This window comes from Serratia sp. HMSC15F11, from assembly GCF_001808215.1.
Classification (GTDB): domain Bacteria; phylum Pseudomonadota; class Gammaproteobacteria; order Enterobacterales; family Enterobacteriaceae; genus Serratia; species Serratia nevei.
In genome coordinates this window covers 127978-150637 of sequence record NZ_KV792444.1, presented here as the reverse complement: position 1 = coordinate 150637, position 22660 = coordinate 127978, and the positions used below count along the sequence as shown (strand labels likewise).

Here is a 22660-nt window from a genome sequence, read left to right as displayed (position 1 = left end):
AAGGTGCTGCATGAGCGCGTGGTGCTGCTGACCATCGTCACCACCGACATGCCGTACGTGCACAACGTGCAGCGGGTGGCGATCGAACAGCTGTCGGCGAGCTTTTGGCGGGTGGTGGCGAGCTACGGCTGGCGCGAAACGCCCAACGTGACGGACATCCTTTACCGCTGCGGCCTGGAAGGGATGAGCTTCACCATGAACGAGACCTCGTTCTTCATGTCGCGCGATACGCTGGTGCTGGGCAAACGGCCCTGGTATTTGCGCATTCGCGGCAAGGTGTTCCAGCTGTTGCAGCGCAACGCGCTACGGGCGCCGGACCTGTTCGAAATCCCGCCGAACCGGGTGATCGAGCTGGGGGCGCAGGTGGAATTCTGAATAAAAAAAACGCTGCGGTAAACGCAGCGTTTTTCTTTTGCCGGGCAGTTACGCCAGGCGCTGTTCGATGATGCCGCCGCCGAGGCAGATTTCGCCCTGGTAGAACACCGCCGACTGGCCGGGGGTGACGGCGGAGACCGGTTCGTCGAAACGCACTTCGATGCGTTCGTCGTCGAGCGGGGTCACGGTGCAAGGGATATCCTGCTGGCGATAGCGGGTCTTCACCGTGCAGCGGAACGGGCCGCTCAGCGGCAGGCGATCCACCCAGTGCAGCTGCTGTGCGATAAGGCCGACGGACATCAGGCGCGGATGATCGTGCCCCTGTGCGACCACCAGTACGTTGTTGGCCACGTCTTTATCCACCACGTACCACGGATCTTCGCTGCTGTCTTTCAGGCCGCCGATGCCCAGCCCTTTGCGCTGGCCCAGGGTGTGATACATCAGGCCCTGGTGTTCGCCGACGGTCTGGCCGTCAACGCTGACGATCGGGCCCGGCTGCGCCGGCAGGTAGCGGCCGAGGAAGTCACGGAACTTGCGCTCGCCGATAAAGCAGATGCCGGTGGAGTCTTTCTTCTTGGCGGTGACCAGCTCCAGCTGCTCGGCGATGCGGCGCACCTCCGGCTTCTCCAGCTCCCCGACCGGGAACAGGCTCTGCGCCACCTGCTCGTGGCTCAGGGTGTAGAGGAAGTAGCTCTGATCTTTGTTACCGTCGACGCCGCGCAGCAGGCGGCTCTTGCCGTCCACGTCCTGGCGGCGCACGTAGTGGCCGGTGGCGATAAAATCGGCCCCCAGATCTTCGGCGGCAAACTCCAGGAAGGCTTTGAATTTGATCTCTTTATTGCACAGGATGTCCGGGTTCGGCGTGCGGCCGGCCTTGTACTCTTCCAGGAACAGCTCAAACACGTTGTCCCAGTATTCCGCCGCAAAGTTCACCGTGTGCAGTTCGATGCCCAGCTTGTCGCAGACCGCTTGCGCGTCGGCCAGATCGGTCGCGGCGGAGCAGTACTCTTCGTCGTCGTCTTCTTCCCAGTTCTTCATGAACAGCCCAGCGACCTGATAGCCCTGTTGCTGTAACAGATAGGCGGTAACGGAAGAGTCGACGCCGCCGGACATACCGACGATTACTTTTTTCTGGCTGTTGTCTGACATGGGGATCTCACGAACTTGAACACGAACCGTGCTGATAAAAACAAGCGCAGGATTTTACCACGTTGGCCGCGCCGGCGCACTGTTCATCTTGTGCTGCCCGGCGCCCTTAAAACGGCCAGGCGAAGCTGCCGACCAGTGACAGCGGGTAGCGCTCCGGCTGCTGGTAGCTGCGAATGCTCTCCGCCACCAGTGCGGAACGCAGGTTGGGCGCCTGCAAAATCTCGTCGGCGCTCAGCCACAGGCAGCGATCGATGTCGCTGTCGTGCGGCTCGGTCGGCAGCGGCTGTTCCAGCTCGATAACGAAGCAAAAACGCAGGAACGGCGTGCGATCCGGCGCGATCCACTGGTGCAGGCGCAGGAACGCCTGAGGCGTGGCGCGGATGCCTGTCTCTTCCCACAGCTCGCGTTCGGCAGCCTGTACCAGCGTCTCGTCGGCCTCGAGGTGGCCGGCCGGCTGGTTCCACAGCGCTTTGCCGTTGATGGTCTCTTCGACCACCAAAAATTTGCCGGCGGCGTGCACTACGCAGGCCACGGTGACGTGCGGTTTGAACATGCGCTCTCCTTACAGCGGTTTGTCGATGCGCTGGTAGATGTCGTCCAGTTCGGCGATGCGGGTGCGGTAGCTTTGCAGCAGGCAGGCGGTATCGCCGCCGCACCGCTGGCGTTTTGCCAGCCAGGCCTGCTGGCTGTCCTGCATCGCGCCACGCGCGCCCATGGCGAACAGGCCGCGCAGGAATTGGTACTTGGTGGCCATTTGCACATCCAGATCGTTCAGCGTGCGGTTGGCGCAGATGGCTTGCTCATCGCGGTTTGCCGCCTTGGCGCAGTCGAAGCTGGCGGCCTGGGCGGCGAACGGGGCCGCCAGAGCGGCGAGCAGTAGCGCGATCGGCGTGTATTTCATGGCGCCTCCATCGGTTATCGGTCTACAGAGAATCGATGCTTTTCCATTCACCAGGCTGCAGTGAACCCAGCGAAAGATTACCCATACTGTAGCGAATCAGGCGCAGGGTAGGGAACCCGATATGCGCCGTCATACGACGCACCTGGCGGTTTCGCCCTTCATACAGGGTGATTTTCAGCCAGCAAGTGGGGATGGATTTACGTTCGCGGATCGGTGGGTTGCGCGGCCACAGCCACTGCGGCTCGGCCACCAACTCCACCCCGGCGGGCAGCGTGGGGCCGTCTTTCAGCGTGACGCCGCTGCGCAATGGCGTCAGATCGCTCTCCTGCGGCGCGCCCTCGACCTGCACATAATAGATTTTGCCGGTGCGCTTCCCCGGCTGGGTGAGCTGCGCCTGCAGCTGGCCGTCGTTGGTCAGCACCAGCAGCCCTTCGCTGTCGCGATCCAGGCGCCCGGCGGCGTAAACGTCGGGGAAGGGGATGTACTCTTTCAGCGTGGCGCGGCCGGCTTCGTCGGTGAACTGCGGCAACACGTCGAAGGGCTTGTTGAATAACACAATTCGGCGCGGCCCTTTCGGCGCGGCGGGTTTGGCGGCATTCGGCTTGCTGAATCGTTTAACTTTGTGATTTCTAACAGAGAATTTTTTCATAACAGTTGAGATTACGGATGATAAGCGCATTATAACCGAATCCGTTTCGGATTGGCGCGGACCGAATATTCAAGTAGTATCTACACGCATCTTACAAAGCATTAACAAAATTGCGCTTGAAGGAGAGGTTGATGGAAAGCAAAGTAGTTGTTCCGGCAGAAGGTAAAAAAATCACGGTTGACGCCCAGGGTAAACTGGTTGTTCCTCATAACCCGATCATCCCGTTCATCGAAGGCGACGGCATCGGCGTTGACGTGACTCCTGCCATGATCCACGTGGTTGATGCGGCCGTTAAAAAGGCTTACCACGGCGAACGTAAAATCTCCTGGATGGAAATCTACACCGGCGAAAAATCTACCCACGTTTACGGTAAAGACGTGTGGCTGCCGGACGAAACTCTGGACCTGATCCGCGGCTACCGCGTCGCCATCAAAGGCCCCCTGACCACCCCGGTCGGCGGCGGCATCCGTTCTCTGAACGTGGCCCTGCGCCAGCAGCTGGATCTGTACGTGTGTCTGCGCCCGGTGCGTTACTACCAGGGTACCCCAAGCCCGGTGAAACAGCCTGAGCTGACCGACATGGTGATCTTCCGCGAAAACGCCGAAGACATCTACGCCGGCATCGAGTGGAAAGCCGGCTCCGCCGAAGCGGACAAAGTGATCAAATTCCTGCGCGACGAAATGGGCGTGAAGAAAATCCGCTTCCCAGAGCAGTGCGGTATCGGCGTGAAGCCATGCTCCGAAGAAGGGACCAAGCGTCTGGTGCGTGCGGCGATCGAATACGCCATCACCAACGACCGTGACTCTGTGACCCTGGTTCACAAAGGCAACATCATGAAGTTCACCGAAGGTGCCTTCAAGGATTGGGGCTATGAGCTGGCGCGCGAAGAGTTCGGCGGCGAGCTGATCGACGGCGGCCCATGGCTGAAGATCAAGAACCCGAACACCGGCAAAGAGATCGTGGTTAAAGACGTGATCGCCGACGCCTTCCTGCAGCAGATCCTGCTGCGCCCGGCGGAATACGACGTGATCGCCTGTATGAACCTGAACGGCGACTACATCTCCGACGCCCTGGCGGCCCAGGTTGGCGGCATCGGTATCGCACCGGGCGCCAACATCGGCTCCGACTGCGCGCTGTTCGAAGCGACTCACGGCACCGCGCCGAAGTACGCCGGCCAGGACAAAGTGAACCCAGGCTCCATCATTCTGTCCGCAGAAATGATGCTGCGCCACATGGGCTGGTTCGAAGCGGCTGATCTGATCGTTAAAGGCATGGAAGGCGCCATCGCCGCCAAGACCGTGACCTATGACTTCGAACGCCTGATGGAAGGCGCTAAGCTGCTGAAATGTTCAGAGTTTGGCGACGCTATCGTAGAGCACATGTAATATAGTAACGAGTGAAATTAATAACGGGGGCTAAATGCTCCCGTTACTTTATTATTCAACTTGGATTTTTTATCAAAACATTATCAAAACGTTTTATCAAAACCCCCTCCAAATTCTCTCTTCAAACCGCAACAGTGATCCAATCTTTGCCTCGATCATCGTGATACCGATCGGTCTGTTTCTGAGATTTGTGGCCCAGTAGCAGCTGGGTATTGAGCCCCTGTTCGCTATAAAGCCTTTCGGCCAGGGAGCGTTGTTCGTGAAACGTTGCTGGCGTACCGTAGCCCCAATCGATGTTTGCTTTATCGCGTGCTTTGCTGAAATTTACCGTAAGGGTATTGCCGCTCACCTGGGCGCCGCGTTGGGCCATCGATGTTGATCGGAAGTAATGGATCAGATACGGGCTGACGGCGTAATCTCGGCATCGTGCGACAACTTCACGCAGGGACATGTTGATCGCTTCACAACGAAGTGAAAGGGGAATAGCAAGCTTGGCGCCAGTCTTCTCTTGCACGATGTGCAAACAGTCATCCCAGATATCATTAAACCTCATGGCAGAAATGTCCCCGAGGCGCTGGCCGGTGACCAAGGCTAACAGCATTGCATTACCCATATACCGGTGATTCTTGTCCGCGATATCGAAAATCTGCTGCCACTCCTGCAGGCTGAGGCGTTGCCTGGTAATTTTCCTGCGTGGCTGCTTGGTGGCCAGCGCAGGGTTATAACCCGGAGGGACCTCACCAACATGCTGCGCTTCTTTGAATACGTCGATCAGGACGGAACGGACAACCTGGGCCATACGTGGCTGCCCAGCGGCCGTATACTCATCCAGTAACACCGCAATATCGCGGGCATCCACGGCGGGTAACGGCTTCATCGCATAGTTTTGGCGCATGAGTTCAACGGGCTTTCGTTTCTGCTTGAAAGTATTGGGTTTGATATCGCCGGCAGAAAGGCGTTCTTCCTGTATTTTCCAGTATCGATTAAGCCAAGTGTTGACGGTAATTTCTTTCCCGCGGATCTGGGCAATTCTGTCGCTCAGAGCCAGCATCTGGCGGCTTCTCTGCTCCGCTAACCGGTTATTTGCTTCAATCGCGATCTCTTTCGCTTCTTGCTCATTATCACCCAGGGCATGGTATTTGCCGGTAATAGGGTGACGGTAACGCCAATAAATTTTATTGGCGGTCCGGCTAAATAATGGGTAAAGGTTAGGTATTTTTACGTTATTTTTCCGTGGTCTGGCAGCCATCGTTCAAAATCCTCAGCAACCTTGGGTTGTCGTTCTTTTTCTTTTCCGGTTCTGCCAGCGATCCAACGAGTTCAGCATCCTCTCTCACACGCCACCATCGGCCTTCTTTTTGGGCTGGTGGGTTGAAGTGGCCGGCTTTGGCTCGTTGCCTCAATGTGCTCACTGAGGGTGGGTCGCTGCGATATTTTTCAGCTGCCCATTCTTCAAGTTTTAGCATCTGTAGCATGAGTTATCTCCACACATAGGCCCGCTGCAACGGGCCTGATCAAAATCACTTCATTGCTGAAACAAATATCCAGGCTATGGCCACCACTACGACAGCGCCAAATAATGCCTCAGCCAAGTTCATTTTCACTCTCTTCATCAGGCATAGGGATCACCCGCTGGTGGATTAGCGAAACATATTGGGCCTGGTGTACTGCGTCGGCCAGCGCATTGTGGCGTTCGCCGTCGAAAGGCAGGTCGCGTTTCGGGTCGAATCCGACACGCCGGCCGAGGTTCACCATGGTGCGCACGTCCAAATCGTTGAACCAGTTCCAACATGGCGCTTTACTGCAGCGCTCGTAGGCTTCACGCAGAATGACGTTGTCGAAGGCGGCACCGTTGCCCCAAACCTTCAGATACTTCGGCTGCTCGCAGCTGCGGGTGACAAAATTGGTCAACGCATCGAGGGCCTCAGCGATGGGTTTTGCCTCGTCACTGGTGATCGCCGCTCGGGCATCACTGCTTTGTTTCAGCCACCATTTGATGGTATCGCCATCGGGAACGGCGCCGGCGGCCAGTTCACTCGCCAGATTTACCGCGGTATAAAACTGCGGGCCCAACTCACCCGTCATAGGGTTAAAGAACACGGCGCCGATCGCCACGATTGGTGCATTTGGCTTAGTGCCCATGGTTTCCAGGTCAATCATCAGGTCATTCATTGTTTTTACCTTGTGTTGGGGCCGCTGCCAGCCACTGAAAAAGTTTTTCTGCGTCTTCGGCGGCGATCACCCGCTGGCCGTTATCGAGAACGTGAACCTTAACCTGCATCCCGGCGACTTCCATTGCTTCCTCAGCAATTGAGGTTGGTAAATCAGGCATCGTCACGGCTAACCTCCGGCGCTGCAGGTAATGGCATCCAGTGGGTAACAGCACTGTCGCACCATTCATGGTGCCGGTTTATCCAGATGCAAACTCGTTGCTGAATAACGCTGGGATCTTCCTTTCCGAACCAGCACCAATAAGCGCCATCGGCATCAGGCACGCGCTCGCTGCACGCTATCCAACCATCCGGAATTACCGGAGAGTTGAACGTGTAACCGCTACTTACAGGTTGAGCCAGCAGGTGCTCGACTTCTTCGCGAGCATCGCTGCACCGTATGGCGCTAAAGTGTCCGCGTGTCCCATCGCAATCAAGCAGGCGATTAACAGCGGCTGCCAAGTTTCCCGGAATATTATTTGGAATATTTTGTGGTTCGATTTGTTGTTGAGCCTTTTCGTTGGCATCACCGACATGGTTCAGCATTGCGGCGCGGCAGGCCTCTTCCAGCACCCAATTAACCGCATCTTTCCACACCCCGGTTTCAACAGGGGTATTCTCCCGCTTAACTTGCTCGTAGAACGTTACCGCTCTTTTTAGCCCGTCCGGCACTGCTGGCTCTGGCGGTGCGGTGAGTGCGCGTGCTCGCGCCACTGCTTCATCCGGCGTTGCGCCGTAGACGCGCGCCAAGATTTCATCACCGCTTGCACCGATGCGCAGCTGTACCCACCAATCGCCGAGGCCAGGATATTCTTCTTGGTTCATTGTCGGCAGTCTGCCAACGCGGATTTCTCCAAGTTCACCAGCCACCGGCTGCGCCTCCCGTCCCGCGATCGGGACTGTGTAAATTGCGGTGTCATCTTCAGGCGCGCCTTTATGCCAAACCACACCTTTGCGGCCTGATACGGTGGTGTAGAACCCAGCAGGCTGCGCCTCCCGGTTAGCCCGCGCTTTCCAGCCTTCCCACATCGCAGCGGCCATGATGAACCACGCATTGCCGCAGCCTTCCTTCTTCTCGTCGAAGAACCAGTTCACAAAATCCATCGACATGCAATTTTGCTCAGCAAACTGCCGGCGCTCAGCGATGGTGGTAGGTTTATTGCTCAACATACTTCCCATCAGTTCAACTCCGCATACCGGACCCGGCCGTAGTATTTGCCCGAACGAAAGCGATAATGCTTTTCGCTCCGCCACATATCGCGTTCTGTCGTCAAATTGACGCCCCGCACCAGTCGAGAAGAAAAGTTAAGCGGAGGCATGGCTGATCACCCCTCGGTGGCTAATACGGTATATACGCTTCGGCATGCCGGCAGATTGGCGATTACCACCGGTAAACTGTGCCCAGATATTCAGCTCATTGAGAAAACCACGCAGGCCCATTGCAGTACGACGACAACCGTTTTTATTTGCTTTGCCGACAGAGCGCTTGGCTTTGCGGATTACTCTTCGGTTATGGGCGTTACAGACTTCAATCCAACGGTCATTTCCCCTGTTTTTATAGGGGGAGCGAGCATCACGATGGCGGGAAGCTCTTTCGATGCGGTGTGCCTCGTTCAACTCGTTAAGATAGGTTGCTTTACTCATTACTCGTCTTCCTCATTGACCATAACCAGCTGCGTATCGTCAGGTACTTCCATGGTCAGTTGGACGCTGTAACCTCGCTCATGCATGGAGTATGAGACAGGCCAAGCTGGCACCGGCACGTCTTCACCAACCTGACAAAGCCCAATAGCCCAGCAACCTTCATCGGTGTAGTTTGCGACAACCAGCACTTCGCCTTCGGCAGATTTCAAGTGATAGATCCCCAGCTCGTTAAAGCAGCCGATCTCTTCACGTATCGCACCCTCAACCTCAAACAGATCATCGCTGGCGCCATAAAAATTTAGTGTCTTGCTCATCAGTAACCCCCGCGGCGCGTGGCCAGCCGAATACGTTGATAAATTTCACTTGCGTTGCTGCGCTCTTCTCCCAGCTCGCAAGCACAGAAATAGGCATAGGCTGCTTTTTCACATGCCTGGTGAGCGTCGATAAATTCACGTTTCAAAGCTTCGGTGTGGTGCTTTTCAACCAGATTCTTTAAGGCCTCGGGATCCTCTTCAATAGGGCGCAGCCAGTAACAAACTGGCCCATCTTCGGTGTCGTGGATTGAACCGATGAACCATCCATCGCCCGCTGGCGGAGTGGGCTCCCAATCGCTAATATCGCCGTCCCCGGATTCATAGGCATCGATCTGTTCGGCAGTGGCATGATTTTCCATCCACTGCAGCGCGCCAGTGACGCGGTTTGCTTCCTTCCACGCCTCAAATTCACCAGGCGTGCCATATTCCGCGCCATTGGCAGGCACAAAGTAATCCGGGTGCGTCCAGTAGCCGTACTGGTCACGCTGTGGTTCAACTGCGGTGATCAATTTGCTCATGATGTTGTCTCCTGCAGCCGGCGGATCCGGCCGTAATATTCGCCTGAGTTCCAGAACACGACTTTCATTCCGGGCTCTACCTGGTTTTCGAATCGCCGCGGTACGAACCACATGACGACGGCTTTCTTTACAAAGACGCTGCTGACGATTTGGGTGCTGACGCGCTTAGCCATTGCCAGCCCCCTTTACGAAGATGATCCAGTGCGTTTTGTCGTTCTTTCCGGTGCGCTGCCCGATCGCCGGCTTTTCGTCTGTGAGGGCGATGATCTGGCTAACCGGTATCTGGGTTTCGTTCCATTTGAAGATCAGCACGCCGAGTGGCCGCAGCACGCGGAAAGCCTCAGCGAACCCGGCACGCAGTTCATCGCGCCAAGTTTCGCGATCGAGCTTCCCGTACTTTTTGCCCTGCCAGCCGTTGGGGCCGACGCGCTCCAGGTGCGGCGGATCGAACACGACAACAGGGAAGCTACCGTCTGCAAACGGTAGCGCGGTGAAGTCGGCGATCAGGTCAGGGGAGATAACCAGTTTCCGACCATCGCATAGGGTGTGGCTCTCGCTGCGCTTGTCACTGAATACAGCGCGCTCGTCTTCTTTGTCGAACCAGAACATGCGCGGGCCGCAGCACATATCCAAAATGCTTTTGCCGTCGAGTGCTGGCATCACCGGCCGCTCTTTCATACTTCCTCCCGCTCTGGTTGGACGAGATCGTAGTACTGGCCATAGGTCAGCTTCTGGAATTCTGGAGGGATGATCACGTCGCCGTGCCCAACCTCGCCGTCGCGCGATTTCGTGTTCGGGATGGCAAACAGCAGGCAGTCATCGCGCCCAGGGCAGAGGCCGCCGTAGGTGCTCAGCATGGGAATGCCTCTGGACGTACCGGTACCGAAGCCGGTACGCATGATGCCGTAGTGGTTGATGATGTAGGTCTGCCACGGCGGCAGGTCTGCCAGCGCGCTGTTTGCCTTGGCGATCGCCGCATCCAGCTGCTTGTTGAATTCCCGTCCTTCCTTGGTGTTACCCTTTCCTCGGGCGATGACAACCGGAGCATCTTTGAAATAAGTACGATGCTTGATGGTGGTCTGGCACGGGAATTCATGATCAGCAGGCCACACCAAGTTACATACGCGGCTCCCTTTGTCGCCGAACCCGTATGAATTGGTGTGCGCTACCGCATCGAACTCGGCTTGCAGCCCGGCGATGATGGCTTGGCGCTTGGCGTCGATTGCTTTAAAGCCCTCGACCAGCGTCTTAACGGCCGGCCCCTCGACTTTGAAATGGTCGTAGTGCTTGGCATTATCCGACATGCTATTTGTCCTCCTGGCGCTGCGCCGGGATCACTCCATCCACTGGCAGGCATTCATATTGCGGTGGGAGCTGTTGCTGGTGGATATCCGCCAGACAGTTGCTTTTGTCTGGGTACACCCAGCCCTGCGGCACAAATTCGCAGGGCTGATAGGTGTAGCAGACGAGCAGGAACAGGCCGAACATCACGCAGTCCTCTCGCTGGACAGCTGGTTATAACGCTGCATGAACATCGCCCTGGCCTGTACTGGATTGACTGGCGACACGAAAATGTCTTCGGAAGGGCGGATCCCGTTGAGCATTGGCCAAGGTGTCCCATCGTCAATGTCGAGGTCGCGGCGCTCGGTGGCCAGCATCACCAGATCGGCATGCTTTACGATCGGGCTGGTTGTGGCTGGAAGGCCGAATTTATACCGAATAACAAAATCAATATTATTTTCGATGCCGCGATAGTCGGGAATTAATTTTTTAAGCGGTGATGGAATATCTTTACAATATGCTTCGTGCGCGTCATGTAGTAATGCTTCAAAAGCAAAACTAGGCGGGACAATTTTACTGGCAATTACACAATGCTGCGCCACGCTATAGAATTCAGGAATGTGACCATTGAAGCGGCATTCATGAGATAAGGCTTGCGCTATATCTTCAATGCAAATATCGTCAACGGTTGGCGCTTCGTAATCAAAGCGTTTACCCGTAAAGGTTAAAATCCAAGACATAATTATTCTCCACACAGTTTTTTGCAACACTTCACCAAATACCCCATCGCTGGGGTATTTGAGGCTGTATTACTTATTTAAAAAATCAGGCTTTAAAATTACCGATGAAGGTTTCTACTGAGCCGCCATCGAATTTATCGATCAGCAGATCGCGAAACTCGTTGGCAATTGCCTCTTCCTGCGCTTCAAGTTGAACAATGCGCAAGACGAAAAGCGGCTCGTCACTTTTCAGCAGGCTATTGCGAAGGCTGAACTTGCGTTCCCCGAGGCCTTCATACGGGGTGCAGGTGAATTCGAATGCAACCGGCATCACGTCTTTGCTGCTGGCTTCAATGCTTTGCATGAGTGATTTTTTACCGCTGAAATCACCGTCTTCATGATCTGCTTCTGACATTTGCTTAATGCTCACGCGGCGAACGGCACCGGCAGCCTGCGAGATAGACATTGCTTTACCCTCGGCATCAAATGCTTCCAGATAGTCGCTCCAGTCTTCCAGCCATTCGGCAATATTTTTCTGGCGCAGGCGATCGCCATCAATTGCCAGCAATGCACGGTATGGTGCGGTTTTCTTGAGTTTGATTGAGGCGACGTTATCTGCATGGCCTGGGTTCTCAAGGGAACCGATATTGAACACTGACCGTGCACTCATGTTATCGGCGTCAATGAAGCAGCGTGCTGGCTCTTCCGCTTTGGCATAGCCAGTGGAGTAGCGAACAAAATCGGCAATGCTGGTTGTTTCCATGGCACCGCGGAAGCGGAAGCGTTCTAAGCCGAATCGTTCAAGACTTTCGACGCCAACACCTTCAGGTAAAATTGCTGTCGGGCAGGCCAGTCCTTCGATATCACGAAGGTGATAACCAGAAATCACCAGGTCTTTAACTTGTTGAATTGCTCCGCCATCTAATTGAGACATAAATTAATCCTTTGGGTTAATTAAATATAGCGTTTATGAATAAGGGCGTGTTATTACTTAGCGACCCGTAATTTACCGTCAGTGCCGCCATCTACTGTAAATAGCTGGCCTTGGTCTTCTTGCAGGATTGTTAACTTACCGCCTTTGCCAACGTACATTGGCGTTTCGGTGGTATCTTCTTCTGAAACTTTCCCGCGTGGTGTTGGGGTTACATATTTCAGTTGATGTTTGATACTGACGCGCTTTTCTTCAACCGAATTGCTTAAGCGATCAATATCGAGGGTAATAACAACTTTACCTTTCCCGCCGTTATTGAGAACGCCCAGTGCGGTATTGTTTAAAGCGCCTGAAAGTTTATTTACAAACACGCCGGCATCCAGTTCACCCAGAAAGTCCGGTACATTGGTTTTGCGGTCTTCACTCATAAAATAGTCCTCACACGAAGCGGCGATCGCCGCGGTTTTCTCCACACACCAGGTGGCGCACCGCGCCGGGCTATACTGTGTAGAAATAAAAAAAGAAAACCGGCACAGTACGCCACCTGATGTGTAAAAAGGGCGGCCAGCCTATGAACATTATCTTCATCCTCCTGGTGTTGGTGGGTTGAAGTTCGGCATGGCCGCCAAAGACTACACACAGCAATTCAACGGTTGTGGTGGCCGGTGCTGATCTCCGGCTTGCGGTTATTTCAGACTCTCACAGGCGTTTAATTGCCCTGCCGAACAGCTTTTTTCCGCAATAGCTGCAATGTCTTTCGCGCATCAGCCTACGCATTCACCACAACTGAAACGGCTTTATCTCCGGTTCTCTCGCCACGCTGTAAAACAGACCGCGTCCCCTAAAAACCGTTTCAGTTGGGTGCTCCGTAACGTGGAGCGGACGGGCGATGTTTAAGCCTCACGGGGCATTCTTTAACCGGGATTACGCCGTCAACCGGTTTCACTGCCGTGACAGGGAGGGTTACTTGCCGTTCGCCTTCTCCAAAACACACCGGCTGACGCCGGGCGGCCCGTTTCGAATCAAATTAAGTGCTGGTCTTTCCCAGCGGTCAGCCGTCTACTTCCGCGCTGTCACTGCCGTCGAGGGTGCTGGCATCTCACCGTTTTCACAGTTGAACGTCTGCCGGGAGTTTTGCGCCGTTGGCGGGCGGCCGGTGTGACCGGCGTACATGCTCTGGCGGGTGATGCCCGCGGTTCGCATTGGGTTGTGGTGACTGGAGAGCAACGCCCCTGAAGTCCACCAGCCAGATCCACAACGGTATGCTCACTCATGAGTCAAGATCCTCCACCGCTCCCAGAATTAAGGGAAAGGGCGAGTGAGCATGCCGTTGTGCGCCCCGTAGGGCGCGGTGGGTGTTAGTCGATCAGCGGGGTTCAATTAGTTGCGTTACTCTGTCATTGCCTTGGAAATTCCATTCTCTGCCAGGGCCGAAGTAGCCCGGTTCAATTCTGCCGGATACCCATTCAGCAATATTTGCCGCTACATCTTTTCCGTCAGTTCCCGCCCCGGGGAAACTGAGTACTTTTATCACTTTAAAGACCGCACCATGCGCGTGAACAATGTCACCGATAATAACTTCTGTGTTTAAAACTCTTTGTAATTCCATCATTTTACCCTTTGTAGCCCCGCCGCTTTGGCTGTCGGTACTACGCCAAATCCCGGAACAAACAAAATCGGTGAAATGTTGCTGGTTAACTATGGTTTGTCCCGCAGTCAGCATGTCAGGGTGGGCTGTTTGATAGTCAGCTTTCCGATCAGCAATGAACGAAACCATGTCAGCGCCACGACGATTCACGTTAAAGTTTCCTGTGTGAACCAACATCGCCGCAAAACGTTGCTGAACGTTGAATTCAACAGCCGTTTCATATGCGTCTTTACTGAATTTCTCGTTAGTCATCGTGTAACCCTCTGCTGTAAGCCTGGTTCAGCGAATCATCCCGATCTTCGTGTGCCTCGGGCGGCTACTTCGTGGGCGTCCTGCCTATTCGCTGTTGATGATGTGATATTAGGTAATGCCTAATTTTATGTCAATAGGCGATGCCTAATATTTTGGTCGAAAAAAATCATTGGGAATGAGGGGTAAAACAAGGTGGGAATTAAGTTAGTGACTTTCCATCAGACCATACGAGTTTAAGTACCGGTCTTTTTGGGAGTGGTGCTTTTAACTAACAGTTTGTTTTCAGAGAGATATTTTTTAACTTTTGTATCAAGCGTACTAACATATGCCCGTACATCTGCATCAACCCAGATTGGTTCAGATTCGCCAATTGATAATAAAAAATCGACAATTACGCGTCTTTCTTCTGAAGCAAGCGAGTAGGCATCATAAATTCTATGCCCCTCTGACAGCTCGCCTAGCAGCGTGGAAGAGTTACACATTAGGGGGGGGAACTCTTTCAGCCCCCAGTGCTCCGGGCCTACTACATCCGAGAAATAACCCCATAATTCCGGCAACTTGTCTTTACTGATTGAGCCTTTCTTGATCCAGTCATGAATTGATGGGGGTTTAATTTTGAAATGACGAGCGATCTCCGCCTTGGTCTTGACGGCACCCGAAGAAATTTTCCTGTTAATGGCCTGCTCAATCGCATGACCTAACTCTTTACCGCTAAGCATTGCCTAATGATCCTCACAATTATGTGGTTAGGCAATTCCTATTGACTGTGTATTAGGCGTCGCCTAACATTGTGCGTGTGGAAAACTAGGAGCCTAATTTGTGAAAAAAGAAAATTCAGTACTCAAACAGGCCTGCATAGACCTAGGGGGGCAGGCTGCAATGGCCAGACTCTTAGGGGTTTCAGCACCAACCATTAACCAATGGATTAATGGAATAAGGCAGATACCGGCGGAGCGATGCCCTGAAATTGAAAAGGCAACATCTGGAGCAGTGACATGCGAACAGCTACGTCCAGATGTTGATTGGACATACCTGCGCGGTACGCGTCCTTGCTCTTCAGGGCAGGAAACAAACGCAGCCTGAAATTCATACGGAGTCTACCGCCCCGGCGGGATAACAGTAACTACCAAAGGAAAAACAACATGGTAGAGCCAAATTTGAAAGATGTAGTGAAAGGCATGTGTAAGGCGGTTGCTGGTGGCCGATCCGCGATGGCCGGCGCACTGGGCATGTCGGAGACGGCGTTCAACAACAACCTCTACGAGAAGAACGGCTGCCGCTTCTTCGAGATCGGCGAACTGGAAGCGATGGAGGATATCTCAGACACCAACCTGCTGACCGAATATTTCGCCCGGCGCCGGGGTTTGCTGGTGGTGGAGATCCCCGCTCTGGACGAATTGGACCAGGTGGAATTGTTCAGCAAAAGCATCCGCACCGCCGCACACCGTGGGCATGTGGATCAGATCATTCAGGAGTCGCTTGCAGATGGCGTCATTGATGAGAAAGAGGCTGCCGAGATCATGCGTTATCACCGCAAGCACCTGCAGGCGCGTGATGCAGAGGTTAGGGCGGTGCTGGCGCTGTTTGGCAAAAAGGCCAAGTGCCAGAAAGGGTAACGCCCAGAGGTTGCAGCCCCTGGGCGTCGGTGCGAGTAAATCAGTGTGTGGAGAAATAATCGCATGAGCAATTTAACCAGAAATTCTATGGTGCCGCAAATCCGCTGCCGTGCAATGACTGGCGGTAATTCTGCGTCGCCGTTCCGGTATGAGGTCAATGTACTGGGTCGGTGGATTGCCAGCAACTACCAGTTTGCCCGATGGGTGGTAGATGGCGGCGCCTGGTTGTCACGACACAGCGAGGTGAAGCATGACTAATCTACCAGCGACCGGGATCACTATGACCAGCCTGGAGCTGGTGGACTACATCAACGCAGAGCGTGAGTCGAAAGCGATCGCCGCCGGCGCCTCGTTCCCGAGCAAGGGCCATACCCGTTTGCGCCATGCTGATTTTATGGCGAAGGCGCCGCGGGTATTGGGTGAAAACCACTCAACGAAATTTTTCGCTCAGTACACCGACCCGACCGGGCGCGAGCTTCCATGTCTGCACTTACCCAAGCGCGAAGCCTGCCTGATGGCCATGAGTTACAGCTACGAGATACAGGCGAAGGTGTTCGATCGCATGACGGCGCTGGAGCAGGCCAACGTACCGGCGCCACAGCTGCCGGCGACCAAGACAGACCAGATCCAGGCCGGGTTGTTGATCGTGGAATCTGCTACCAAGCTGCTGAATCTCTCTCAGTCGTCACGCCTGGGGGCATTGCAGAAGCTGCAAGAGCTGGCTGGCCTGCCGGCACTGATGCCGGTATACGCCATTGATGCGCCATCGGATGCCGTTGACGGCTCCAGTCGGCCGACAGCGGCGATCACTACTCTGTTGAAGCTGAACAGCAGCACGATGAGCACGCCGGTGGCATATCGCATTCTGGAACGGTTGCGGATAGTCGAGCGCAAAAGCCGCCCCAGCCGGCGCCACGGTGAAAAACATTTCTGGTCGATCACCGCCACCGGTCTGCGGTTCGGGAAAAACATCACCTCACCGAATAACCCGCGGGAAACCCAGCCCCATTTCTATGAATCGCGCTTCCCAGAGTTGCTGCAGCGCATCTACGACGAGTGGAGGCGCGGCTAATGGAAACGGAAGTTATCAAGCCCTGGGTCGAGAACTATCGAGATACCTATGGTGTGGTTGTCCGCACAGTCGGCGTCGACGTAGTGAATCAGCGGGTGATCTTCATGCGTCCTAACTACGACAAGGAGTGCGTCCAGCCACGCCGGGAGTGGGGCCGTAAGTTTGTGAAGGTGGATGAATGACGATCCGAACTAATAGCGGCATTCAGGCCGGCAGCCTTTACCGCGATCGTAATTTTGTGGTGGTACGGGTGCATAGCACCGATATGGGCCGCGGGACGGTCACCTACAGCCCTGTAGGGCAGGAATGGGCGATCACCACAGCGATGATTATTTTTCAGTCACGTTTTATCAGGTTTGACGTATGAGCAGAATATTTGAAGTTGTTCAGGCCATGTCTGGGCAGAAGAACTGCATAGTGATCCCCGGACCTTACCTGGATTATTTTGCCGGTGATCAGCAGTCCTTTGCTCTGGCCGCTGTGCTGAATCAGCTGGTGTTCTGGACAGGGAAGTCATCACAGGATGATGGCTGGTTTTACAAGACACATGAAGAGCTTGCGAGTGAATTACGCGGTGTCAGTGAAGACCAGGTGCAGCGCGTTGTGAGCAAGCTTCGTAAGAAGTATTTGCCGGGTGTTATTGAAGTATCTACCCGTAAGGTAAATGGCACCCCGAAGAATCATTATCGTATTGATGGCGATAAGCTAATTGCTCTGATTTTCCCGCCAATAGTGGACTCCGCAGAATCGCGGAATGGAAAACGTGAAACTACGGAATCAACTACGCAGAATCGCGGAATGGAAAACGCAGAGGTGCGGGAACAACGCCGCGATTCTGCGGAATCCTATCTCTATACAGATCACTACACAGATCACCACAAACAGATCCAAAACACTTTTGGTCAACCGCCAGCGGCGGCCGACCAGGGGGATGTTGTTTCTGAAGAAATTCACATCACTGACCAGGCCATTCTGGTGCTGAAACACCTGAACCAACTGACGGGCGCCAAATACACCACGGCCAAATCCACCCTGCAGAACATCCGGGCCCGACTGGTGGACGGACACACGCTGGAGGAACTCAAGCTGGTGGTGGAGTACCTCGTTGATCGCTGGCTGGGCACAGAGTGGGCCAAATACCTGAACCCGGAAACCATGTTCCGGCCAGGTAAATTCCCGGGCAACCTGCTGGCGGCTACAGCCTGGCATGACGGCGGGCGCAAGCCAGAGCAAGCCCGTTCGGCGCCGGTGACCTGCGCAGAGCGTGACGCGGCATATCGTCGTTTCATCGGTAACAGTCTGCCGCTTCAAAACCCGGGCGAGCTGGAGACGTTGGCGAGAACTGAGGCCAGCAAAGCCGGCGTGCGCACCATGCAGCCGAGTTACGCGGTGCCGGCATGGAACCGCATTTGGGCTGATTGCGCCCAGCGCCTGAACGGAGGGAAGGCCGCATGAAACCAGTAACCAAACAAATTTGTGGCGTTACCGTCTTCCCGCTGGTGGCTGTACTGCAGCAGGTTCGCCGCTGGTGGTCTATCCGAGGGCTGCGAAGCCATTGGGCTGCTGATCAGGGTGTGCGCCGCATTGCTCGTGAGCGTGACTGGCAAGGCGTATTGGCATGTTTCAACATCGAGCACCGTTATAGCTTCATCAAATTGTTGGCAAAGGCAGAGCAGCAGAGGGGGATCCTGTGACGGTTCAAATAGTGATTTTTTCCGGTGGCCGCACGTCCGCCTACCTGGTTCACCTGATGGAGAAACGCCGGACCGGTGGTGAGGATATTCGATATATTTTCATGGATACAGGGGCTGAGCACCCTGGAACGTATGATTTTGTGCGTAATGTCGTCAAACACTGGCAGCTTAATCTGATCTGCCTACGGGTGGTGGTAAACCCTGAGTTGGGTAAGGGCAACGGTTACAAGGTAGTCAGCGTTGATGAGATCGGTCCTGACCTTCAGCCATGGCGCGATGTTTGTGCAAAATATGGTACGCCTTACGTCCATGGTGCATTTTGTACCCGCACAATGAAATTAGAGCCGTTCGAGCGTTACTGTAAAGATCATTTCGAAAGCTACCATACCTGGATCGGCATTCGTTATGATGAACCAAAACGGTTGAAGGAACGGGAGAATGTCAGCTACTTAGCGGATATCAGTGATTTTGATAAGCAGGATGTTTTGGCCTGGTGGAAGACACAATCTTTTGATCTGGAGATACCGGAACATAACGGTAACTGTGTCTTCTGTGTCAAAAAAGGCATCAATAAAATCGCGCTTGCTGCTCGTGATAATCCTGAGACCTGCCAGGAATTCATGGAACTCATTACCAGTGACAGCGTAAGGGTGGTAGACCGGCGCCAACAAGAGAATAAGATCATGTACAGGGGGAATCATTCTCTTGAGAGCATTATTGCCATGTTTTCCGAACATTCTAGGGAGGAAATTGCGGCGACTATTCGTGGTGGTGGTGGTTATGATACAGGCTCGTGCACTGAGTCCTGTGAGGTCTTCTCATGTGACATCGCTGATGATGCAGAGGAAGTGGCCGAGGCGCCAAAGATCAGCACTTATTGCTCGAAACTTACCGAACTACGCGAGAAGCCAACTCATCTTTTGAAAGAGGTTGGCGATCAATGGCGTACACCTGATGCCCTGTTCTGGGGCATCAATGCGATGTTTGGTCCGCTGGTGCTGGATCTGTTCACAGACGGCGATAACAGCAAATGCCCGGCATTCTACACAGCAGAGGATAATGCCCTCACTCAGGACTGGTCAGCACGGCTGGTGGAGCTTCACGGTGCTGCTTTCGGCAATCCGCCATATTCCCGCGCCCAGCAGCATGAGGGGCAATATATCACCGGTATGCAGCACATCATGGCACACGCTATGGACATGCGTGAGCGTGGTGGACGATATGTTTTCCTGATTAAGGCTGCGACATCGGAAACTTGGTGGCCTGAGCAGGCAGATCACGTTGCTTTCATCCGCGGGCGTGTTGGTTTTGACGTACCGCAATGGTTTGTGCCTGCTGATGAAAAGCAAGTGCCCACCGGCGCATTCTTTGCTGGGGCGATAGTGATCTTTGATAAGTCTTGGTCCGGTCCTGCAATGAGCTATATCAGCCGTACGCAGTTGGAAACCATGGGGGCGGCGTTTGTAGCGCAGATCCGCCGGGAGGCAGAACGGCTGTTACCACATATTCAACCGCAAAATATTCCAGAATATATTCCTGGGCGAGAGGTGGCTGCGTGAGAATGCTGCTGACTCCTTACCTGCAGCGTGATCTGGGCGTGGTGATACTGCGCCCCGGTCGTGAGCTGATGCACTATTTCAGTGGTCAGCGCCGGCTGCTGATTGCCAACGAGCCAGAAGAACTAAAACCACTCCCACCGGGTTTGCTGCCGGTAGCCGATCAGGGGCTGGCCAATGATCCGCGTCTGTTGCCATTCTTCCTGCATGAGCGAGTTATTGGCGCCGCTGGTGGTGTTGCTGCGCTGCGTGAGTGGCTGAGCCGCGGCACCGAGTGCCAGTGGCCACATGGCGACGGTTATCACAATCACAACATGGATATTCTGGATTATGACGGCTTGCCTGTCCGTTTGTGCTGGCACCATGAACACCTGCTGCGGGAGCAAACCCACCCGACGCTGGACGCTTTGGCGAAGCAGAATGTTGCGGACTGGCTGGTGTACCGGGCCCGCACGCACTTTCAGTTTAAGGAAGACCACCAGCTGAGTCTGCCGGAATTATGCTGGTGGGCCGTGCTAAATGGTGTTTCCGATCTGCTGCCTGATTCGGTGGCGCGCTCGGCATTGCGCCTTCCACCAGCACCAGACGAAACAGGCACGCGTAAAGAGTCGGATATCGTTTGGGAGAAAGCGCCGAAGGCGATCATCAATGAGCGCGTGGAGAAGGTTAAGCCAGCGTTGCTCGTTGATGTGGACCCGGCGCCGCCGGCGGGGTTCATGCTGCGGCCAAAACTGACGCGCTGGGAATGCGAAAAGTACACCCAGTGGGTGAAGTCGCAGCCGTGCTGCTGTGGTTGTGGCCTGCCGGCAGACGACCCGCATCACATTATCGATCACGGCCTGGGCGGTACTGGCACCAAGCCTCACGACATTTTCACCATTCCTCTGTCCCGTAAATGCCATAACGAACTGCATGATGATGTAGCGGCATGGGAGGCCAAGCACGGCAGCCAGCTGTTCCACCTGTTGCGCACGCTGAATAAGGCATTTGGGATTGGGGCGATCACCACGGCAAACAAACGCGGGGTAAAGGCATGAATATTGAAACGGCATTGAAACACTTTAGCCCGAAAAGTTTGCATATCTCTGACACCTCCCGAGCTACTGCAAGTGAAGATTTAACGGGCACTGATATTATGGCTGCGCTTGGAATGGTAGAGGCGAAAGCTACATTTGGGATGGCGCTGTGCTTGGGTAAATATGGCGTCAGCAAAGAAGACCGGGATCGGTCGGTCGATATGCTAACGCAATTTGCCAGCCAAAAGGCGCCCAGGGCGATTAAGCGAGCCGCCGGCGCCAAATTAGGCCGTTGTCTGCGCATCATAGCTGCCATGGCCTACGGTGAATTTTGCCGGTCTGCGTTATCAGCAGAATCCTGCTCGTGTTGCCAGGGCCGGGGACTGGTTCGCAAAACCCAGATAAATCGTAACGAGCTGGCGATCCTGTGGGAAGAAAATAAATTCAGAATTAAGAATGGGTTGTGGATGTTGAAGGAAAGCAGCCAGCCACCAGCAAAGACTGTATGGGAAGATGTCGCCATGGTGGTCTGTCCAGTATGTAGCGGTAAAGGCAAGGTTAGCGCTCGTTGCCGTTGCCAGGGGACCGGTACCGTTTTGGATAAAAAGGCGAGTGAACTTCAAGGTGTTCCGGTCATGAAGGAATGCCCGAAATGTAAGGGTAGGGGATTTAAACGGGTTCAACCGTCAGTCATACACCATGCGGTTAAAAAGCTGATCCCTGAACTGCCTGAGCGTACATGGCGTTATAGCTGGAAACCGTTTTACGAATCGCTGCTTACCAAATGCTACCAGGAAGAGAGCGAATTGGAGCGTATTTTCAGTAAGGTCACCCGGTGAAAAACTGGCCGCTTGCAAAAGTTGCCGTTTTTTCCTAATATCAAACCTAACGATGGGGTTTGTACGCCCGTTAAAGAAAAGTCCGCCAGCGCGCGGGCTTTTTTTGTGCGCGAATGTAAAGATAACCATATGGTATTGTGTGGTTAATGGGGAATGTTTTAGAATTCGCCACCTTGGCCCTTTAGCTCAGTTGGTTAGAGCAGTCGGCTCATAACTGATTGGTCGCTGGTTCAAGCCCAGCAAGGGCCACCAAACCGCCACTAGCTCATCTGGATAGAGCATCAGCCTTCCAAGCTGATGATGCGGGTTCGATTCCCGCTGACCGCTCCAACGTTGATGCTGTAATGCAGGTTGCATTTTTTTGTTCAGACGCCACCATCTGAACAGCGGACAGCAAAGTGCAACCTATGTTGTGGCATGAATTGACAGCCGGGAAAGACCGGCACCCAACAAGTAAGAGCATTTGCGGCGAGACGGGCGGTAACGTTGCGGTTGAGCGGAGTGTTCTTTCCGTTGCGGTGAGAAGGGTTAATAGCAAATAACGTTCGTAAAAACGACGCCGGAGCGTAACCGGTGATTTTCTTACCGCAACAATCATCATCCGTAAGGCCCTGGCTATAAACGCCGGGGCTTTTCAATTTCAGGGCTGCGCAAATGCGTAGCCTTTTTGCATTTCAGCCCCAGCCAACATCCGACACACACCTGGCACACTCCGTATCGCCAAATCGTTTACGGCTGGGGGCTGAACCCTACCCATAACCCGAAGCCGGGAAAGAGCCCCGGAAGGGGGAGGTTATGAAAATGCCCTGGAAGAACGAACCCAATATCCTATCAATGCTGATTGCATTCGGCATGACCCTGCTGGGAGCCATTGCCAGTTACTCATTCAAA

The 22660-nt window shown here is 54.3% G+C and carries 32 protein-coding genes, 1 tRNA gene and 1 pseudogene; 13 read left to right on the top strand and 21 right to left on the bottom strand.

What is annotated here, in order from left to right; all coding sequences use genetic code 11:
- Positions 1 to 375, top strand: a pseudogene (gene trkD, locus HMPREF3138_RS27100) (potassium transporter Kup); the annotation flags it as partial.
- A gap of 48 nt (positions 376 to 423) precedes the next feature.
- On the opposite strand, the gene mnmA reads toward trkD, so the two are convergent.
- The 4 genes from mnmA to rluE form a co-directional block, all read right to left on the bottom strand.
- Positions 424 to 1524: a tRNA 2-thiouridine(34) synthase MnmA gene (mnmA, locus tag HMPREF3138_RS10120; protein ID WP_015377608.1), complete on the bottom strand. Its 1101-nt coding sequence runs from the start codon at positions 1522 to 1524 to the stop codon at positions 424 to 426.
- 106 nt (positions 1525 to 1630) lie between these two features.
- A complete protein-coding gene (locus HMPREF3138_RS10115; RefSeq protein ID WP_025302526.1) occupies positions 1631 to 2077 on the bottom strand; it encodes an NUDIX hydrolase in 447 nt (148 codons plus the stop codon).
- 9 nt (positions 2078 to 2086) lie between these two features.
- Positions 2087 to 2425 carry a lysozyme inhibitor LprI family protein gene (locus tag HMPREF3138_RS10110; RefSeq protein ID WP_038877774.1) on the bottom strand — a complete coding sequence of 113 codons (339 nt, stop codon included), beginning with the start codon at positions 2423 to 2425 and terminating at the stop codon, positions 2087 to 2089.
- A 22-nt stretch (positions 2426 to 2447) separates the two neighbouring features.
- A complete protein-coding gene (rluE, locus tag HMPREF3138_RS10105) occupies positions 2448 to 3074 on the bottom strand; it encodes a 23S rRNA pseudouridine(2457) synthase RluE (RefSeq protein ID WP_038877773.1) in 627 nt (208 codons plus the stop codon).
- A gap of 131 nt (positions 3075 to 3205) precedes the next feature.
- Between rluE and icd the strand changes: the two genes are divergently transcribed.
- Positions 3206 to 4459: an NADP-dependent isocitrate dehydrogenase gene (gene icd / locus HMPREF3138_RS10100; protein WP_070559020.1), complete on the top strand. Its 1254-nt coding sequence runs from the start codon at positions 3206 to 3208 to the stop codon at positions 4457 to 4459.
- Between the two features lie 121 nt (positions 4460 to 4580).
- Here the strand turns inward: icd and HMPREF3138_RS10095 are convergent, their stop codons facing one another.
- The 17 genes from HMPREF3138_RS10095 to HMPREF3138_RS10030 all read right to left on the bottom strand — a co-directional run bounded on the left by HMPREF3138_RS10095 (position 4581) and on the right by HMPREF3138_RS10030 (position 14695).
- Entirely contained in the window at positions 4581 to 5708 is a 1128-nt protein-coding gene (locus HMPREF3138_RS10095) for a site-specific integrase (RefSeq protein ID WP_070559018.1), read from the bottom strand.
- On the bottom strand, positions 5683 to 5934 hold the full coding sequence (locus tag HMPREF3138_RS25395; RefSeq protein ID WP_072271258.1) for an excisionase: 252 nt from the start codon (positions 5932 to 5934) through the stop codon (positions 5683 to 5685). Before HMPREF3138_RS25395 ends, HMPREF3138_RS10095 begins: the two co-directional genes overlap by 26 nt.
- 109 nt (positions 5935 to 6043) lie before the next feature.
- Complete coding sequence (locus HMPREF3138_RS10090) at positions 6044 to 6631, bottom strand: 3'-5' exonuclease (RefSeq protein ID WP_070559016.1); 588 nt, start codon at positions 6629 to 6631, stop codon at positions 6044 to 6046.
- Complete coding sequence (locus HMPREF3138_RS26685) at positions 6624 to 6797, bottom strand: hypothetical protein (protein WP_168166340.1); 174 nt, start codon at positions 6795 to 6797, stop codon at positions 6624 to 6626. Before HMPREF3138_RS26685 ends, HMPREF3138_RS10090 begins: the two co-directional genes overlap by 8 nt.
- A complete protein-coding gene (locus HMPREF3138_RS27460) occupies positions 6784 to 7848 on the bottom strand; it encodes a DUF551 domain-containing protein (RefSeq protein WP_070559014.1) in 1065 nt (354 codons plus the stop codon). The genes HMPREF3138_RS26685 and HMPREF3138_RS27460 overlap by 14 nt, the downstream gene beginning before the upstream one ends.
- Before the next feature lie 126 nt (positions 7849 to 7974).
- The gene (locus HMPREF3138_RS25390) at positions 7975 to 8313 is read right to left on the bottom strand and encodes a hypothetical protein (RefSeq protein ID WP_230122567.1); all 339 of its coding nucleotides are present in this window, start codon (positions 8311 to 8313) and stop codon (positions 7975 to 7977) included.
- A complete protein-coding gene (locus HMPREF3138_RS10080; protein WP_070559012.1) occupies positions 8313 to 8627 on the bottom strand; it encodes a hypothetical protein in 315 nt (104 codons plus the stop codon). The genes HMPREF3138_RS25390 and HMPREF3138_RS10080 overlap by 1 nt, the downstream gene beginning before the upstream one ends.
- Positions 8627 to 9145, bottom strand: a complete 519-nt coding sequence (locus tag HMPREF3138_RS10075; RefSeq protein ID WP_070559010.1) for a hypothetical protein — start codon at positions 9143 to 9145, stop codon at positions 8627 to 8629. The genes HMPREF3138_RS10080 and HMPREF3138_RS10075 overlap by 1 nt, the downstream gene beginning before the upstream one ends.
- Entirely contained in the window at positions 9142 to 9318 is a 177-nt protein-coding gene (locus HMPREF3138_RS26680; protein ID WP_154640504.1) for a hypothetical protein, read from the bottom strand. Before HMPREF3138_RS26680 ends, HMPREF3138_RS10075 begins: the two co-directional genes overlap by 4 nt.
- Positions 9311 to 9823 carry a class I SAM-dependent methyltransferase gene (locus HMPREF3138_RS10070; protein WP_230122568.1) on the bottom strand — a complete coding sequence of 171 codons (513 nt, stop codon included), beginning with the start codon at positions 9821 to 9823 and terminating at the stop codon, positions 9311 to 9313. The genes HMPREF3138_RS26680 and HMPREF3138_RS10070 overlap by 8 nt, the downstream gene beginning before the upstream one ends.
- Positions 9820 to 10449, bottom strand: coding sequence for a hypothetical protein (locus tag HMPREF3138_RS10065; RefSeq protein ID WP_070559008.1), 630 nt, complete (start codon positions 10447 to 10449; stop codon positions 9820 to 9822). The genes HMPREF3138_RS10070 and HMPREF3138_RS10065 overlap by 4 nt, the downstream gene beginning before the upstream one ends.
- Position 10450: 1 nt before the next feature.
- On the bottom strand, positions 10451 to 10633 hold the full coding sequence (locus HMPREF3138_RS10060) for a DUF1482 family protein (RefSeq protein WP_070559006.1): 183 nt from the start codon (positions 10631 to 10633) through the stop codon (positions 10451 to 10453).
- The gene (locus tag HMPREF3138_RS10055) at positions 10633 to 11166 is read right to left on the bottom strand and encodes a hypothetical protein (RefSeq protein ID WP_070559004.1); all 534 of its coding nucleotides are present in this window, start codon (positions 11164 to 11166) and stop codon (positions 10633 to 10635) included. Before HMPREF3138_RS10055 ends, HMPREF3138_RS10060 begins: the two co-directional genes overlap by 1 nt.
- An 85-nt stretch (positions 11167 to 11251) precedes the next feature.
- Positions 11252 to 12079, bottom strand: coding sequence for a YfdQ family protein (locus tag HMPREF3138_RS10050; protein WP_025303606.1), 828 nt, complete (start codon positions 12077 to 12079; stop codon positions 11252 to 11254).
- Between the two features lie 53 nt (positions 12080 to 12132).
- Positions 12133 to 12504 carry a hypothetical protein gene (locus tag HMPREF3138_RS10045; protein ID WP_025303605.1) on the bottom strand — a complete coding sequence of 124 codons (372 nt, stop codon included), beginning with the start codon at positions 12502 to 12504 and terminating at the stop codon, positions 12133 to 12135.
- A 938-nt stretch (positions 12505 to 13442) separates the two neighbouring features.
- Positions 13443 to 13976, bottom strand: a complete 534-nt coding sequence (locus HMPREF3138_RS10035; RefSeq protein ID WP_060387650.1) for a hypothetical protein — start codon at positions 13974 to 13976, stop codon at positions 13443 to 13445.
- Positions 13977 to 14209: 233 nt separating this feature from the next.
- Positions 14210 to 14695 carry a DNA-binding transcriptional repressor RacR gene (locus tag HMPREF3138_RS10030; protein WP_070559000.1) on the bottom strand — a complete coding sequence of 162 codons (486 nt, stop codon included), beginning with the start codon at positions 14693 to 14695 and terminating at the stop codon, positions 14210 to 14212.
- Between the two features lie 100 nt (positions 14696 to 14795).
- On the opposite strand from HMPREF3138_RS10030, the gene HMPREF3138_RS25385 reads away from it, so the two are divergent.
- From HMPREF3138_RS25385 to HMPREF3138_RS09980, 11 genes are all read left to right on the top strand, one after another.
- Positions 14796 to 15059 (top strand): helix-turn-helix domain-containing protein, encoded by a 264-nt coding sequence (locus tag HMPREF3138_RS25385; protein WP_071890261.1) that lies wholly within the window; start codon positions 14796 to 14798, stop codon positions 15057 to 15059.
- A gap of 59 nt (positions 15060 to 15118) precedes the next feature.
- Entirely contained in the window at positions 15119 to 15592 is a 474-nt protein-coding gene (locus tag HMPREF3138_RS10025; protein WP_070558998.1) for a YmfL family putative regulatory protein, read from the top strand.
- A 250-nt stretch (positions 15593 to 15842) separates the two neighbouring features.
- Entirely contained in the window at positions 15843 to 16664 is an 822-nt protein-coding gene (locus HMPREF3138_RS10020) for a hypothetical protein (RefSeq protein ID WP_060559516.1), read from the top strand.
- Complete coding sequence (locus HMPREF3138_RS10015) at positions 16664 to 16846, top strand: DUF4222 domain-containing protein (RefSeq protein ID WP_055312896.1); 183 nt, start codon at positions 16664 to 16666, stop codon at positions 16844 to 16846. The genes HMPREF3138_RS10020 and HMPREF3138_RS10015 overlap by 1 nt, the downstream gene beginning before the upstream one ends.
- A complete protein-coding gene (locus HMPREF3138_RS10010; protein WP_070558995.1) occupies positions 16843 to 17031 on the top strand; it encodes a DUF4222 domain-containing protein in 189 nt (62 codons plus the stop codon). The genes HMPREF3138_RS10015 and HMPREF3138_RS10010 overlap by 4 nt, the downstream gene beginning before the upstream one ends.
- Complete coding sequence (locus HMPREF3138_RS27090; RefSeq protein WP_070558994.1) at positions 17028 to 18119, top strand: conserved phage C-terminal domain-containing protein; 1092 nt, start codon at positions 17028 to 17030, stop codon at positions 18117 to 18119. The genes HMPREF3138_RS10010 and HMPREF3138_RS27090 overlap by 4 nt, the downstream gene beginning before the upstream one ends.
- Positions 18116 to 18358 (top strand): hypothetical protein, encoded by a 243-nt coding sequence (locus HMPREF3138_RS10000; RefSeq protein WP_048797339.1) that lies wholly within the window; start codon positions 18116 to 18118, stop codon positions 18356 to 18358. The genes HMPREF3138_RS27090 and HMPREF3138_RS10000 overlap by 4 nt, the downstream gene beginning before the upstream one ends.
- Positions 18355 to 19917: a phage N-6-adenine-methyltransferase gene (locus HMPREF3138_RS27085; protein ID WP_230122569.1), complete on the top strand. Its 1563-nt coding sequence runs from the start codon at positions 18355 to 18357 to the stop codon at positions 19915 to 19917. Before HMPREF3138_RS10000 ends, HMPREF3138_RS27085 begins: the two co-directional genes overlap by 4 nt.
- Positions 19914 to 20951, top strand: a complete 1038-nt coding sequence (locus HMPREF3138_RS09990) for a DUF968 domain-containing protein (RefSeq protein ID WP_070558993.1) — start codon at positions 19914 to 19916, stop codon at positions 20949 to 20951. Before HMPREF3138_RS27085 ends, HMPREF3138_RS09990 begins: the two co-directional genes overlap by 4 nt.
- On the top strand, positions 20948 to 21769 hold the full coding sequence (locus tag HMPREF3138_RS09985) for an antitermination protein Q (protein ID WP_070558991.1): 822 nt from the start codon (positions 20948 to 20950) through the stop codon (positions 21767 to 21769). The genes HMPREF3138_RS09990 and HMPREF3138_RS09985 overlap by 4 nt, the downstream gene beginning before the upstream one ends.
- Positions 21770 to 21944: 175 nt before the next feature.
- Positions 21945 to 22021, top strand: a tRNA-Ile gene (locus tag HMPREF3138_RS09980).
- Positions 22022 to 22660: the final 639 nt, after the last annotated feature.

What these genes read in the sequence shown, in the direction of transcription:
- mnmA (WP_015377608.1), bottom strand. Translation starts at nt 1,524, where the DNA reads ATGTCAGACAACAGCCAGAAAAAAGTAATCGTCGGTATGTCCGGCGGC.
- HMPREF3138_RS10115 (WP_025302526.1), bottom strand. Translation starts at nt 2,077, where the DNA reads ATGTTCAAACCGCACGTCACCGTGGCCTGCGTAGTGCACGCCGCCGGC.
- HMPREF3138_RS10110 (WP_038877774.1), bottom strand. Translation starts at nt 2,425, where the DNA reads ATGAAATACACGCCGATCGCGCTACTGCTCGCCGCTCTGGCGGCCCCG.
- rluE (WP_038877773.1), bottom strand. Translation starts at nt 3,074, where the DNA reads ATGAAAAAATTCTCTGTTAGAAATCACAAAGTTAAACGATTCAGCAAG.
- icd (WP_070559020.1), top strand. Translation starts at nt 3,206, where the DNA reads ATGGAAAGCAAAGTAGTTGTTCCGGCAGAAGGTAAAAAAATCACGGTT.
- HMPREF3138_RS10095 (WP_070559018.1), bottom strand. Translation starts at nt 5,708, where the DNA reads ATGGCTGCCAGACCACGGAAAAATAACGTAAAAATACCTAACCTTTAC.
- HMPREF3138_RS25395 (WP_072271258.1), bottom strand. Translation starts at nt 5,934, where the DNA reads ATGCTACAGATGCTAAAACTTGAAGAATGGGCAGCTGAAAAATATCGC.
- HMPREF3138_RS10090 (WP_070559016.1), bottom strand. Translation starts at nt 6,631, where the DNA reads ATGAATGACCTGATGATTGACCTGGAAACCATGGGCACTAAGCCAAAT.
- HMPREF3138_RS27460 (WP_070559014.1), bottom strand. Translation starts at nt 7,848, where the DNA reads ATGGGAAGTATGTTGAGCAATAAACCTACCACCATCGCTGAGCGCCGG.
- HMPREF3138_RS25390 (WP_230122567.1), bottom strand. Translation starts at nt 8,313, where the DNA reads ATGAGTAAAGCAACCTATCTTAACGAGTTGAACGAGGCACACCGCATC.
- HMPREF3138_RS10080 (WP_070559012.1), bottom strand. Translation starts at nt 8,627, where the DNA reads ATGAGCAAGACACTAAATTTTTATGGCGCCAGCGATGATCTGTTTGAG.
- HMPREF3138_RS10075 (WP_070559010.1), bottom strand. Translation starts at nt 9,145, where the DNA reads ATGAGCAAATTGATCACCGCAGTTGAACCACAGCGTGACCAGTACGGC.
- HMPREF3138_RS26680 (WP_154640504.1), bottom strand. Translation starts at nt 9,318, where the DNA reads ATGGCTAAGCGCGTCAGCACCCAAATCGTCAGCAGCGTCTTTGTAAAG.
- HMPREF3138_RS10070 (WP_230122568.1), bottom strand. Translation starts at nt 9,823, where the DNA reads ATGAAAGAGCGGCCGGTGATGCCAGCACTCGACGGCAAAAGCATTTTG.
- HMPREF3138_RS10065 (WP_070559008.1), bottom strand. Translation starts at nt 10,449, where the DNA reads ATGTCGGATAATGCCAAGCACTACGACCATTTCAAAGTCGAGGGGCCG.
- HMPREF3138_RS10060 (WP_070559006.1), bottom strand. Translation starts at nt 10,633, where the DNA reads ATGTTCGGCCTGTTCCTGCTCGTCTGCTACACCTATCAGCCCTGCGAA.
- HMPREF3138_RS10055 (WP_070559004.1), bottom strand. Translation starts at nt 11,166, where the DNA reads ATGTCTTGGATTTTAACCTTTACGGGTAAACGCTTTGATTACGAAGCG.
- HMPREF3138_RS10050 (WP_025303606.1), bottom strand. Translation starts at nt 12,079, where the DNA reads ATGTCTCAATTAGATGGCGGAGCAATTCAACAAGTTAAAGACCTGGTG.
- HMPREF3138_RS10045 (WP_025303605.1), bottom strand. Translation starts at nt 12,504, where the DNA reads ATGAGTGAAGACCGCAAAACCAATGTACCGGACTTTCTGGGTGAACTG.
- HMPREF3138_RS10035 (WP_060387650.1), bottom strand. Translation starts at nt 13,976, where the DNA reads ATGACTAACGAGAAATTCAGTAAAGACGCATATGAAACGGCTGTTGAA.
- HMPREF3138_RS10030 (WP_070559000.1), bottom strand. Translation starts at nt 14,695, where the DNA reads ATGCTTAGCGGTAAAGAGTTAGGTCATGCGATTGAGCAGGCCATTAAC.
- HMPREF3138_RS10025 (WP_070558998.1), top strand. Translation starts at nt 15,119, where the DNA reads ATGGTAGAGCCAAATTTGAAAGATGTAGTGAAAGGCATGTGTAAGGCG.
- HMPREF3138_RS10020 (WP_060559516.1), top strand. Translation starts at nt 15,843, where the DNA reads ATGACTAATCTACCAGCGACCGGGATCACTATGACCAGCCTGGAGCTG.
- HMPREF3138_RS10015 (WP_055312896.1), top strand. Translation starts at nt 16,664, where the DNA reads ATGGAAACGGAAGTTATCAAGCCCTGGGTCGAGAACTATCGAGATACC.
- HMPREF3138_RS10010 (WP_070558995.1), top strand. Translation starts at nt 16,843, where the DNA reads ATGACGATCCGAACTAATAGCGGCATTCAGGCCGGCAGCCTTTACCGC.
- HMPREF3138_RS27090 (WP_070558994.1), top strand. Translation starts at nt 17,028, where the DNA reads ATGAGCAGAATATTTGAAGTTGTTCAGGCCATGTCTGGGCAGAAGAAC.
- HMPREF3138_RS10000 (WP_048797339.1), top strand. Translation starts at nt 18,116, where the DNA reads ATGAAACCAGTAACCAAACAAATTTGTGGCGTTACCGTCTTCCCGCTG.
- HMPREF3138_RS09985 (WP_070558991.1), top strand. Translation starts at nt 20,948, where the DNA reads ATGAATATTGAAACGGCATTGAAACACTTTAGCCCGAAAAGTTTGCAT.